The 11,890-nt window shown below is 73.2% G+C and carries 14 protein-coding genes; 6 read left to right on the forward strand and 8 right to left on the reverse strand.

Annotated features, from left to right (window positions below; all coding sequences use genetic code 11):
- Positions 1–349 precede the first annotated feature (349 nt).
- Positions 350–982: a VTT domain-containing protein gene (locus ABZ877_RS22595; RefSeq protein ID WP_361074004.1), complete on the reverse strand. Its 633-nt coding sequence runs from the start codon at positions 980–982 to the stop codon at positions 350–352.
- Positions 983–1,245: 263 nt separating this feature from the next.
- On the opposite strand from ABZ877_RS22595, the gene ABZ877_RS22600 reads away from it, so the two are divergent.
- Positions 1,246–2,049 (forward strand): hypothetical protein, encoded by an 804-nt coding sequence (locus ABZ877_RS22600; protein WP_361074006.1) that lies wholly within the window; start codon positions 1,246–1,248, stop codon positions 2,047–2,049.
- Positions 2,050–2,921: 872 nt separating this feature from the next.
- On the opposite strand, the gene ABZ877_RS22605 is transcribed toward ABZ877_RS22600, so the two are convergent.
- From ABZ877_RS22605 to ABZ877_RS22615, 3 genes are all read right to left on the reverse strand, one after another.
- The gene (locus ABZ877_RS22605) at positions 2,922–3,371 is read right to left on the reverse strand and encodes a DoxX family protein (protein ID WP_361074007.1); all 450 of its coding nucleotides are present in this window, start codon (positions 3,369–3,371) and stop codon (positions 2,922–2,924) included.
- Between the two features lie 174 nt (positions 3,372–3,545).
- Positions 3,546–5,234, reverse strand: coding sequence for an alkaline phosphatase D family protein (locus tag ABZ877_RS22610; protein WP_361074009.1), 1,689 nt, complete (start codon positions 5,232–5,234; stop codon positions 3,546–3,548).
- Positions 5,235–5,328: 94 nt separating this feature from the next.
- On the reverse strand, positions 5,329–5,988 hold the full coding sequence (locus tag ABZ877_RS22615; RefSeq protein WP_361074011.1) for an HNH endonuclease family protein: 660 nt from the start codon (positions 5,986–5,988) through the stop codon (positions 5,329–5,331).
- A gap of 427 nt (positions 5,989–6,415) precedes the next feature.
- Between ABZ877_RS22615 and ABZ877_RS22620 the strand changes: the two genes are divergently transcribed.
- Positions 6,416–7,072: an HAD-IA family hydrolase gene (locus ABZ877_RS22620; protein ID WP_361074013.1), complete on the forward strand. Its 657-nt coding sequence runs from the start codon at positions 6,416–6,418 to the stop codon at positions 7,070–7,072.
- Positions 7,073–7,097: 25 nt separating this feature from the next.
- On the opposite strand, the gene ABZ877_RS22625 is transcribed toward ABZ877_RS22620, so the two are convergent.
- Complete coding sequence (locus tag ABZ877_RS22625) at positions 7,098–7,967, reverse strand: peptidoglycan-binding protein (RefSeq protein ID WP_361074015.1); 870 nt, start codon at positions 7,965–7,967, stop codon at positions 7,098–7,100.
- Positions 7,968–8,087: 120 nt separating this feature from the next.
- On the opposite strand from ABZ877_RS22625, the gene ABZ877_RS22630 reads away from it, so the two are divergent.
- Positions 8,088–8,297 carry a hypothetical protein gene (locus ABZ877_RS22630; protein WP_361074017.1) on the forward strand — a complete coding sequence of 70 codons (210 nt, stop codon included), beginning with the start codon at positions 8,088–8,090 and terminating at the stop codon, positions 8,295–8,297.
- Here ABZ877_RS22630 and ABZ877_RS22635 read toward each other — a convergent pair.
- Positions 8,287–8,787 carry a GNAT family N-acetyltransferase gene (locus ABZ877_RS22635; protein WP_361074019.1) on the reverse strand — a complete coding sequence of 167 codons (501 nt, stop codon included), beginning with the start codon at positions 8,785–8,787 and terminating at the stop codon, positions 8,287–8,289. The genes ABZ877_RS22630 and ABZ877_RS22635 overlap by 11 nt on opposite strands.
- Positions 8,788–8,957: 170 nt before the next feature.
- Between ABZ877_RS22635 and ABZ877_RS22640 the strand changes: the two genes are divergently transcribed.
- Positions 8,958–9,608, forward strand: coding sequence for a hypothetical protein (locus ABZ877_RS22640; protein ID WP_361074021.1), 651 nt, complete (start codon positions 8,958–8,960; stop codon positions 9,606–9,608).
- A gap of 6 nt (positions 9,609–9,614) precedes the next feature.
- On the forward strand, positions 9,615–10,226 hold the full coding sequence (locus tag ABZ877_RS22645) for a hypothetical protein (RefSeq protein ID WP_361074023.1): 612 nt from the start codon (positions 9,615–9,617) through the stop codon (positions 10,224–10,226).
- Positions 10,227–10,298: 72 nt separating this feature from the next.
- Here ABZ877_RS22645 and ABZ877_RS22650 read toward each other — a convergent pair whose 3' ends face one another.
- Positions 10,299–10,616: an antibiotic biosynthesis monooxygenase gene (locus ABZ877_RS22650; protein WP_361074025.1), complete on the reverse strand. Its 318-nt coding sequence runs from the start codon at positions 10,614–10,616 to the stop codon at positions 10,299–10,301.
- A 161-nt stretch (positions 10,617–10,777) separates the two neighbouring features.
- Between ABZ877_RS22650 and ABZ877_RS22655 the strand changes: the two genes are divergently transcribed.
- Positions 10,778–11,179: a hypothetical protein gene (locus ABZ877_RS22655; RefSeq protein ID WP_361074027.1), complete on the forward strand. Its 402-nt coding sequence runs from the start codon at positions 10,778–10,780 to the stop codon at positions 11,177–11,179.
- 26 nt (positions 11,180–11,205) lie between these two features.
- Here the strand turns inward: ABZ877_RS22655 and ABZ877_RS22660 are convergent, their stop codons facing one another.
- Entirely contained in the window at positions 11,206–11,889 is a 684-nt protein-coding gene (locus ABZ877_RS22660; protein ID WP_361074029.1) for an O-methyltransferase, read from the reverse strand.
- Position 11,890 lies beyond the last annotated feature (1 nt).

Genomic DNA, 11,890 nt, shown 5'->3' on the forward strand with positions numbered 1-11,890 from the left:
GGTGCGGGTGGGGTGGCGGGTGCGGCGTTGGTGTGGCTGGGCGCGCCGTTCCCCGCGCCCCTGGGGGGTTGATGTGCTGCGGTGAGGGGGCGGGCGCGTCACCGTCTTGGGGGTGGGTGTGTGGTGGCGGGTGCGGCATCGTTCTGGCTGGGCGCGCAGTTCCCCGCGCCCCTGGCGGGGTTGGTGTGCTGCGGTGACAGGGTGGGTGCGTCACCGTGGTGGGGGCTTGGGTGTGGTGGCGGGTGTCGCGCGTCGTTGTGGCTGGGCGCGCCGTTCCTCGCGCCCCTGGGGTGCGCACTTCGTGCGGCACTCTCCGCAGGGGCTCGTGGCTGGGCTGGGCGTGGTCGCTTTAGGCCGGTTCCGGGGTTTCTCGGGTGGGGCGGCGCATTACGTAGGCCGCCACTACGCCCGCCCCGATGAGCGCCAGCAAGGACACCACCGTCGACAGCCAGCTCGCGCCCAGCCACTGCGCGCCGAAGTAGCCGAGGGCCACGCTGTACGCCGCCCAGGCCACGCCCGCCGCCGCCGACCAGGGCAGGAACTCGCGGACCTTGCGGTGGGCCGAACCCGCCGCGAAGGAGACGACCGAGCGGCCCGCAGGCGCGAACCGGGCGATGATCACGAGCAGGCCCCCGCTGGAGCGCGCGAGCGCCCCGCCGAGGCGTTCCTGCGCGGTCGTGAGGCGCCGGGAACGGGCGATGGCGCGGTCCAGGCGCTCGCCGCCGAGCCAGGCGAGCCGGTACGCCACCAGGTCCCCGAGGACCGACGCCGTCGCCGCGCTCAGCGTGAGGACCAGCAGATCGGGCACCCCGTGCGGAACCGCACCGGTCGCCGCGCCTGAACCCGCCGCGGCCGCGGTCGCCGCGGTGATCACGAGGACCCCGCTCGGCAGCACCGGCACGAAGACGTCGAAGAGCACGGAGAGCGCCACGATCGCGTAGATCCATGGACTTCCGGTCAGAGAACCCACGCTCTCCAGCACTGCCAGCCAACTCCCGTAAAACGTTCCCCCGGACCGTTCCTCCAGGCGGGAGCGGTGTCATGACAGCTCTACAGCGTACGCCTGGTGTGTCGCCCGAGTGACGCAAGGGGTACAGATGTTCCCCATCTCACGTTCACCTCGTTCACCCAGGTGCGCCGCCCCGAGCGGCGGCATGCCGTCCCGTCGCGTACGAACGGACCGAAGAGAAGAAGTGAAGACGACGGACAACGGACGACGGACGACGGAGACCGGAGGAGCAGGCGATGGTGGCAGGGATGGTGACCGGCGCGCTCGCGGCGGCCGTGCTCGCGGCGGGCGGCGGCGGGGCCGCGGACGCCACGGGGACGTCCTCGTACTGGATGGAGAGCAGGGCGACGTTCTCGCCGCCCACGGCGTTCCTGCCGTCGTCCGCAGTGACGTACGACACCGGGCTGGTGCCCGCGGCGGCGTCGATCAAGGTGACGCAGAGCGGTGACACGGACCGGATGACGGTGCGGCTGGACGTCGGGGGCCTTGCCCACTCGCACGCCTTCGGGGCGCATGTGCACCAACGGGCCTGCGGCGCGGGCCCGGAGGCTGCCGGCGGGCACTACCAGCACGTGGCCGACCCGAAGAAGGCGGACGCCGAGAACGAGGTGTGGCTCGACTTCACGACCGACGCCGAGGGCGCGGGCCACGCCGAGGTCAAGAAGGGCTGGGGGCTTCGGGACGGCGAGGCGGGATCCGTCGTCATCCACGACGCGCCCGGCGCCGCCGGCAAGCGGGTCGCATGCTTCACCGTACCGTTCGGAAAACACCCATTCAGCAAGCCACCTTTCGCGACGCAACCGCCGGGTCAGCAGTCGGGCGCCCAGCAACCGGCCGGTCAACAACCGGCGGGTCAGCAGTCGGGCGCACAGCAAGCGGCCAGCCAGCAGCCGAGCGCCCAGCAAGGGGCCGGTCAACAACCGGCGGGTCAGCAGCCGAGCGCACAGCAACCGACCGGTGAGCAACCGGCCGGTCAACAACCGAGCGCACAGCAGTCGACTGAACAGCAACCGGCCGGCCAGCAAGCGAGCGCCCCCTAGCCGATCGGTCAGTAACGACGCACCAGCAGCCGACCGGAGAGCAACCGGGCTTACAGCAATCGGCCGCAGCAACCAAGCGCGTCGCAGCCAGGCGTCAGTAACCGATCGACAGCAGTCGGTCAGCCAACAGCCAGCCGGACAGTAAACAGCGACAGCAGCAGGGCGCACAACAGCCGACCGGAGAGCAACCGGGCTTACAGCAATCGGCCGCAGCAACCAAGCGCGTTACAGCCAGGCGTCAGTAACCGATCGACAGCAGTCGGTCAGCCAACAGCCAGCCGGACAGTAACCAGCGACAGCAGCAGGGCGCACAACAGCAGAGCGCACAGCAGCCGACCGGACAGCGACCGAGCTCACAGCAGCCGGCTGCCCGATCAGGAGCCGCGCGCTCAGCAGCCGTTCGGACAGCGTGGTCTGCCAGCAACCAGCCGGACAGTGATCGGCCGACAGCTACCCACCGCACAGCAATCGACCGGCAGCGACCGACCGGTCAGCAACCGTGCGGTGAGCAACCGTTATCAGCTACCGGTCGGAGAGCAGTCGGCTGGCAGCAACCGGCCGGACAGCAGTCGCCTGCCAGCAGCCAGCCGGACAGCAGTCGGCTGCCAGCAACCGGTCGGACAGCAGTCGGCTGCCAGCAGCCAGCCGGGCAACAGTCGGCTGCGGCTACCGGTCGGACAGCAGTCGCCTGCCAGCAGCCAGCCGGACAGCAACCGAACGCACCAGCAACCGGCCAGCCAGCAACCAAGCGGCCTGCACCCGTTCAACAACCGAGCGGGAAGCAAGCGCTCAGCAACCACGTGCGAGGACGGCCCGCCCATTCAGGGGCGTGCCCAGTCCAGCCGGGTCCGTCCTCGACCGCGTTCACATACTCACGCCGCGACCGTCGCCCGCTCGGGGTGTGTCTTTTCCGGGTGTTCGCCGTGGCCGGTGAACAGGCGGTCCAGGCCGAACGCGCCTGAGCCTGTGAAGACGAGCAGGAGCATGGTCCAGCAGAACACCGCGGCTGCCTCGCCGCCGTTCTGCAGGGGCCAGAGCGATTCCGGCTGGTGGACCTTGAAGTACGCGTAGGCCATCGAGCCGGACGAGATCAGCGCGGCGGCGCGGGTGCCGAGGCCGAGCATGACCAGGCCGCCGCCGGCGAGCTGGATGACGGCCGCGTACCAGCTCGGCCAGGTGCCCGCCTCGACGGTGCCGCCGCCCATGGATCCGCCGAGGACGCCGAAGAGCGAGGCGGCGCCGTGGCAGGCGAAGAGCAGACCGATGACGATGCGGAACAGGCCGAGGACATAGGGCTGGGCGCTGTTGAGACGTCCAGTCATGGTGGGGCTCCTTCGGTCGGTTGGGGACGAACCGATGTCACCGATGGAGTCGGCGCCGACGCTGCCGCCGTTGCCACCGGCTTGGAAGAGCCAAACGTTAGGTGTCCCTAAATAGAGCTTGCAAGTTCAACATTCGGCCAAGTTCCGGTTCCGCTTGCGCCGCTTGCGCCGGGCTTACGTGATCTTGCGGTGGTCCTTCCTGACCAGGCCCTGCCGCGCGTCGGCCTGGTCGAGGGCGAGTTCGGCGGAGCGCCCGCGCAGCGTCAGCGTCATCAGGTGGTTGCCGAACCAGGGCCCGCCCGACCTGCGCCAGTGGACCCGCAGGGCTGCCGCGCGGGCGTGCCGGGCGAGGCCGCGCCCGATGGCCCGTCCCCATCGGCTCCAGCCGAACCGGAACGCCAGGCGCATATAGCGGGGGATCGAGTTGTGCACGGGCGAGCAGGTCAGTTGCAGGATGCGGGACGTGGGCGCCGGAGTTCCGGTGGGCCAGGTCGGCTCGGCGATGTAGGCGTGGTGCACGTCGCCGCCGAGGACCGAGATCGTCGCGGGCGCCACCGGGCCGCCACCCGCCTCCGCGATCAGGTCCGTGAGCGTGTCGAACGACTTCGGGAACGCCGGCCAGTGCTCCAGATCGGCCCGCCTGCGCAACTTCTCGCCGCGCCGCGCCCAGCGGGCCCCGCGCTCGCCGCCGCACATCGCCGCGTTCCAGTTCTCCGCGTCGTGGATGAGGTGGGGCAGCAGCCAGGGCAGCGAGGAGCCGATGAGGAGGTGGTCGTAGGCGCCGGGCGCGCTGTCCTGGCCGTCGAGGACCTGCTCGCGCACCCAGCGTTCCTCGTCCGGGTCGAGCATCGACCGGTGCTCCTCCTCGAGGACGCGGGCGGCGCGCGTGTCGATCATGACCAGGCGGACGCGGCCGAAGTCGCGCCGGTAGCTCCAGCGGGCGCAGGTGGGGTCGGCGTCGGCGCGGGCGGCGAACGCGCGCAGGGCGTCCGTGCCGTCGGGGGTCGCGCACACCGCCGCGTAGACCGGGTCGTCGGCGAGCACGGACGGTGGCAGATTGCCTATGTGCTGGTGCACCCAGTACGACATGAGGCCGCTCAGGATGCGCTCCTGCCACCAGGGCTTCGCGCGCATGTCCCGCAACCAGGCCGAACTGGTGTTCCAATCATCTATCACGTCGTGGTCGTCGAAAAGCATGAGGCTGGGGACCGTGGACAGGAGCCAGCGGATCTCCGGGTCCAGCCAGGATTCGTAGTAGAGGTGCGTGTACTCCTGGTAGTCCGCCACCTGTGTGCCGGGCGGTTCGTCCAGGTCGCGGCGGCGGGCCAGCCACTCCTGCGTCGCCGGTGAGGTCTCGTCCGCGTAGACCTGGTCGCCGAGGAGGACGAGGACGTCGGGGCGCTCGGCCGACGGGTCGGCGGCGAGGCGTGCGGCCAGCGTGTCGAGGGCGTCGGGGCCGACCGGGTCGTGTTCGCCGCCCAGCTCACGGCCGCGCTCCCGCCAGGAGGAGCCGGAGGCGGGCGGCGCGGCCCAGCGGCAGGAGCCGAAGGTGACGCGGAGCCGCGCGTCCGCCGCCTCGTGGTGCGGGGTGCGGATGGTGCTGGCGGGGAAGCGGGAGTCCGGCTCGGGCCAGACCGTGCCGCCGTCCAGGACCACCTCGTACGCCGTCTCGGTGCCCGGCGTGAGGCCGCCGACCGGGACCAGCGCGTAGTGGTGGCCGTCGATCTGGAAGGTCCGCGCGGTGCCCGACGCGCCGTCCGCGCAGCGCACCTCCGCGACGCAGGGCCGGCTCGCCTCGACCCAGACCGTCGCGGCCTCCTCGTCCACGTACCTCAGCACCGGTCCCAGGCGCAGCTTCGCCACGTCGCCTCCTCCGCACTCGCTCGGTCGGTGTTCCGTAGTCGTCCGTACGGTACGGAACACCGGGAGAAAGCGGGGGACCCGGCTCAGCGGCCGGTCAGCAGCCGCTCAGCTTCGTCTGGATCGCGGACTTCTCCGCCGAGTCCACGGAGAGGTTGTAGTAGTGCTTCACCTGCACGTACATCCGCAGGTACGTGCAGGCGTACGCGGTGCGGGGCGGCATCCACTCGGCGGGGTCCTTGTCGCCCTTGGCCTGGTTCACGTTGTCCGTGACGGCTATGAGCTGGGGGCGGGTGAGGTCGTTGGCGAGCGACTGGCGCTGCGCCGTCGTCCAGGCGTTCGCGCCGGACTTCCACGCCTCGGAGAGCGGTACGACGTGGTCGATGTCGACGTCGCTCGCCGCGGTCCAGGTGGCGCCGTCGTACGCGGAGTACCAACTCCCGGACGTGGCCGCGCAGTCGGAGCCGGTCTGGACGTTGCTGCCGTCGCGCTTGAGGACGACCTCGCGCGTGTTGCAGGTGCCGGACTGGGTGATCCAGTGCGGGAACTTGTCGCGGCTGTAGCCGTCGGAGGAGCCCTCGGCCTTGACGGTCAGCTCGGCGAGGTAGGTGCGGGCCGTGGCGGCGCTGACCGGGGTGGGCGGGGCCGCCTGCGCGGCAGGGGCCGTCGTGAGGAGGGTGAGGGCGCTGAGGGCGGCGGCTGCGGTGCCGAACGCCGCGGCGCGGGATCGGGATCGACGCGCGTAGAGGCTGGGCATGGGTGAACTCCCTTGACATGGGGGGTGGTTGGCCGGGCGCGGGGGGTGCGTGCGGCCATGGTGGGGGGAGGGGGTTGCGCGGGGGTGTTCTTCTGGTGACAGGGTCGCGTCAAAGTGGTGGGCGGGACAAGGGGCGAGGCGGCAACTCCGCCGATTTGCCCGGTATTTGGGCCGGTCGGCTCTCTGAGGTGCGCCCGGTCGTGTTCCGGTGCGCCCGCTCTCCGTCGGCTGCCGTGTTCGCGTCCGGACCGCGGGGCTCCGCCTCGCCGCCGTCGGGGGGTGTGATGTGCGCGGGTGGCGCCGACCCCCCTCCGTTTTGTACCGTGAGGGAACAAAGTGGCCCCCGCCCGCGTACCCTGACCGGTGGGCGGGGCCGCCTTGTCCCCGCCCGGCACACAGCCGTCACACGTTCACTGGAGCCCGCCGAATGACCGTCCTCTCCGCGCGTGCCCTCCTGCTCGACATGGACGGCACCCTCGTCAACTCCGACGCCGTCGTCGAACGCATCTGGCGGCGCTGGGCCGCCGAGCACGGCCTGGACGGCGACGAGGTGATGCACGTCGTGCACGGGCGCCAGGGCCACGCCTCCATGGCCCTCCTGCTGCCCGAGCGCCCCATGGCGGAGAACCACGCCGACAACGCCCGCATGCTCGCCGCCGAGACCGCCGACATGGACGGGGTCGTGCCCGTCCCCGGCGCCGCCGCGTTCCTGGACTCGCTGCTCTCCAGCGGCGTCGCGCACGCGCTCGTCACCTCGGCCGACCTGGCCCTTTCCACCGGCCGGATGGCCGCCGCCGGGCTGCCCTACCCGGCCGTCCGCGTCACCGCCGAGAACGTGGGCGCCAGCAAGCCCGACCCCGAGGGCTTCCTGAAGGGCGCCGCCGAACTCGGCGTCGACCCCGCCGACTGCGTCGTCTTCGAGGACTCCGGCGCGGGCATCGCGGCCGGGCGCGCCGCGGGGATGCGGGTGGTCGGGATCGGCCCGCGCGCGGCCGAGCACGGGCCCACGGTCCACGTGCCCGACCTGACGGCCGTACGGGTCGAGGCCCGCGCCGACGGCGAGATCCTGCTGCACATCGGCTGACCAGGAGAAACTTTCGAAACACGCCCTAGCGCGTCTCCGCCTCCAGGAGCCGCCGCGTCGCCGGGCCGTACGTGCCCGGGGCGTCGCCTCGGACGCCGCGGGCCATCTGGTAGTTCCGCACCGCGGACTCCGTACGGTCGTCGAACCTGCCGTCCGGCTCGGCCGGATACAGGTTCACCTTGCGCAGCCGGTACTGGAGCTCGCCGACCTCCGGGCCGCGGTCGCCCCGGCGCAGGACCTCCGGCTCCCGGCGCTGCGAGCGGGACGGGCGCGGCGTCGCGGAGGCGGACGCGGAGGGCGGGGCGGAGGTCCGTGCGGACGCGGACGGTGAGCGGGTTGGGGAGGCGGGCGGCCTGCTCGCCGTGGCCGACGGGGAGGGCGCCGCGACGGCCGACGCCGCCCGCGACACCCGCGGGGGCGCGGGCCGCGCCGTGCGCTCCGACGCCGGGGCGGAGGGGCGCGGGGACGTCCCGGACGGCGCCGGTGCCGGTGTCGTCGCGGAGAGCGGGGTGCCCGCCTCCTGCGCGGTGGCGCCCGTGTCGCCGTCGCCCGACGAGATGAGGACCGTCACCAGCGCCGCCACGCTCAGTACCCCGGCGAGCGCGGCGAGGAGCAGCACCGGGGGACGGCGCGGCGGCGGGGGCTCGGGGGCGTCGTCGTCCTCATCGGCCCCTGTCCGCCCGGGCGGCAGCGGCGGGCGCGCGTACGGGTCCGGGGCGCGCGGCGGCGGGGGCTGGGACGGCTCCGGCAGGGTGACGTAGGGGCGGACCCGCAGCGGACCGAACCCCTCCGCCTCGCAGACGCACGTGGTCTCCCCGCCCGCTGCCGCCGTCGCCCCGCACTCCTCGCAGGGATACTCCGGACGCCGTGGACGCTCCTCACCACTCCCGCTCATGCGTGGCCCCTCCCCGAGACTCCGACGCGGTCCTCCCCCCGAGAACTGCAGCGCATTATGCAGACCCGGCGGCCCGGCCCGAACTCGACAGGCCGGATCGGGCCGCACGGGACAGGAGGGGTGGACCCGAGCAGGAGCGGCGGGGTCCTCGCCGTCGTCCTCTTCCTGATCGGCTCGGCGCTGTGCGGAATGGCGCGGAACATGCCCGAGCTGATCGGCTCCCGGGCGCTCCAGGGGCTCGGCGGCGGCGCCCGCACGAGGGCCGTCGGCAGGGTCTCGCGGCCTGAACCTCACGTGCCCTCGGGGGCCTCACGCGTTCTCACGGGGTGAGCCGCTTGCTGAACCAGTGCTCGGCGTAGACGTCGTCGTTGTGCGGCGCCGTCTCCTCGTAGCCGAGCCGCGCGTACAGGGCCCGCGCCTCGACCAGGTCGGCGCGGGTGTCGAGCCGGATGCGGGTGGCGCCGAGCGCGCGGGCCGCGTCCTCGGCCGCGCTCACGAGCAGCGCCGCCCCGCCCGTACCGCGTACCTCCTCGGCCACGAAGACACGGGTCAGCTCGGCGACCCCCGGCTCCACGAGCCGCACGCCCGCGGTCCCGGCGGGCTCGCCGTCGTACCGGCCGACCAGCAACTCGCCATTTGGGCGCGCCAGTTGGGCACCCGACTCCGAGGCGATCCCGCGTTCCAGGTCCGCCGGGTCGGTGGCGCGGCCCTCGTGCAGCAGGTACCAGCGGTCGCTGACCTCCGTGTAGTAGGCGCGCCACAAGGCGGCGGCCACGGGGGAGTCGTAGGGCTCGGGGGAGACGGTCCAGCGGGTGCGCATGACGCATTGTGAGACGCGTGGGGCGTCGCGCGGCAACCGGATTTCGCCGCCCCGTGCCGCCGCCGGTGCGGCCTGTTTATGCCCGCGGGCGCGGGCAACCCGGTTACCGGTAAGCACGGTTGACAGTTGACCCATATTCGACGGACACCGGGAAGGTCGGGAAGACAACCATGTCCACAGGCGTGATCATCGCTCTGATCGTGGTGGGGGTCGTGGTCGTCGTCGCGGCGGGCGTGTTCGCCGCGCGGACCAAGCCCCGCGGCGGCCGGAGCCTCAAGAGCCGCTTCGGGCCCGAGTACGAACGGGTCGTCGCCCGACACAACGGCGACACGAAAGCCGCGGAGCACGAGCTGACCGAGCGGGTGCGGCGCCACGGGTCGCTGCGCACGCGCGAGCTCGACCCCGCCGCCCGCGAGCGCTACCGGGCGCGCTGGGCCGCCGCCCAGGAGCGCTTCGTCGAGTCGCCCTCCGAGGCGGTCGCCGAGGCGGAGGCCCTCATCGCCGACCTCGCGAAGGAGCGCGGCTTCCCGGACGCCGGCCGCTACGACGAGCAGGTCGAGGCGCTCTCCGTCCACCACGCCCACCACGTGCACGGCTACCGGCGCGTCCATGAGGCGGCGCACACCGGGATCGGCGCCGGTACGGAGGAGCTGCGCGAGGCGATGGTCGAGGCGCGGGCCCTCTTCGACGACCTGACCGGTGCGGGCGGAGGCGTCGCGCACCGGGACCGCACGGACGAGACCGCGGCGGACAGCGCGCACACGCGACACAACCGGACGAGCGGCAGCCCCCTCAAGGGCCGCCTTGCGAAGGGGAGTTGAGCGAGGATGACGGAGATCGGACGCACGCGACAGGACGGCACGGCGCCGCACGCGGCCCCGCTGAACGAGACGCCGGAGGAACCGTTCAAGGAGCCGCTGCACGACCCGGCGGCGCCCGGCGCGCAGGCCCCCCGGCACGAGCCCGGCCACGAGCCCCGCGAACAGGCACCGGGCACGGCCACCCCGGCCGGCGCGAACCCGCTCACCGGGCACGGCACCGACGGCCCGCACGGTGCACACGGCACCGACGGCACGCACGAACCGCACGGCACAGGCACCACGCACGACACCCACGGCACGCCCGGCACGGGTCACCATCGTGCCGCCGAGGGCACGGGCCACCACGACGGCCGCTCACCGCTCGTCGCGCACGAGCTGCGCGAGGACATGACGGGCCGCCTCAAGCACGCGGTCGCGGGCTTCGTGGACCAGCCCCGGGCCGCCGTCGAGGAGGCCGACCACGTCCTGGAGGACCTGACGGCCCGCCTCACCGAGACGCTGGCCGGTCACCGCCGCACCCTGCGCACGTCCTGGCAGGACTCCGGCGAGGACACGGAGCGGCTGCGCCTCGCCCTGCGCGACTACCGCGAGACGGCGGAACGCCTGCTCAGCCTGTGACGCCCTCACCCACGACGCGGTGCGGCCGGACCCCGAGGGGGGGACCGGCCGCACCGTCGTACGCGCGCGTGATCAGGCGCTCTTCGGCGCCGCCTGCTGCACGACCTCGAAGGACCACACCGAGGAGCCACTGGCGGCGGGCTTCGGACGGTCGCCGCCGCCCTGGTGCGCGGCCTTCATCGGGCCCTCCATCCACGCCTTGAACGACTCCTCGTCGCGCCAGCGCGTGTAGACCAGGTAGTCGTCGGTGCCCTCGACGGGGCGCAGCAGCTCGAACCACTCGAAGCCGTCCGAGCTCTCCACGGCGCCCGCGCGGGACGCGAAGCGCTGCTCCAGGACCTCGCGCTGCTCGGCCGGGACGTTCAGGACATTGATCTTCACGATGCTCATGACCTCATCCTGCCGCACCGCCCGCTCCGGGGAGCCCCGCGGGCTGCCGCCGCTTGCGTTCGGTCATGCGTCCATTGTCCCGCAGCCCCCGCGACGGGCGGGCGCGCGCTCTAGGATGCGGCCCCTACGGTCCTGCTGGACCCGGACGCTGGGGGAGTACGGTGCTCGAACTGACCATGGCCGCGGTGGGCGGCGGCGACGAGGGCGCCACCGCCGGGATGGTGATGGCGGAGGCCGCCAGCGCCCCGGGGGCCGTGCTGCGGGTGGGCCGGGACGCGGCCCGGTGCCGGCTGGTGACGCCGGAGGACTGGCTGTTCGTGTCGCGGGCGCACCTGGAGTTCCGGTGCGGGCCCGAGGGCGAGTGGAGCGTGCTGTGGCTGCGGGGTTCGCAGGGCGACCCGGCCGCCGAGGTGCGGGTGCGGCTCGGCGCGGGCGGCGGGCCGGGGCACCCGCTCGCGTACGGCGGGGTGTACCGCCTGCCGCGCGGCGCCTCCGGCGAGGTCGTCGTCCTGGACCGGAGCGGGCCGCGCGGCGTGCACGTGGGCTTCTACCACGAGGTGTGAGCGGTACGGGTGTGCGGTACCGGGTGTCAGCCCTGTACGTACGCCACCGCGAACCCGTCGTACCCCTTGGCGCCCACCGTCTGGATCGCCGTCGCGTCCAGCTTCGGGTGGTCGGCCATGAGCCGGAGCGCGGCGCGGGTGCCGGTGACGTCGGGCCGGTCGTCGGCGGGGTCGGCGACGCGGCCCTCACGCACCACGTTGTCCACGACGATGACGCTGCCGGGCCGGGTCATCCGCAGCGCCCACTCCAGGTAGTGCGGGTTGTTGACCTTGTCGGCGTCGATGAAGACGAGGTCGAAGACGTGCCCCTCATCGGCGAGCACCGGCAGCGAGTCCAGGGCGGCGCCCACCCGCACCTCGACGACTTTGTCCAGGCCCGCGCGGGCGAGGTTGGCGCGCGCCACCTCGGCGTGCTCGGCGCTGTACTCCAGGGTGATCAGTGCGCCGTCGGCGGGCAGCGCGCGGCCCAGCCAGATGGTGCTGTAGCCGCCGAGCGTGCCGATCTCCAGGATGCGGCGGGCGCCTTGGACGCGGGCGAGCAGGTGGAGCAGTTTCCCGTTGGTGGCGGAGACGGCGATGCTGGGCAGCCCCGCCTCCTCGCTGTCCGCGAGGGCACCGGCGAGGGCCTCGTCGGCGGGGACGAGCAGTTCGCTGAGGTAGGCGTCGACAGCGGCGGGGTCGGGCCGCTGGGCCCCGGGTGGCGTGGTCATG

Source organism: Streptomyces sp. NPDC046939 (genome assembly GCF_040644575.1).
GTDB lineage: Bacteria > Actinomycetota > Actinomycetes > Streptomycetales > Streptomycetaceae > Streptomyces.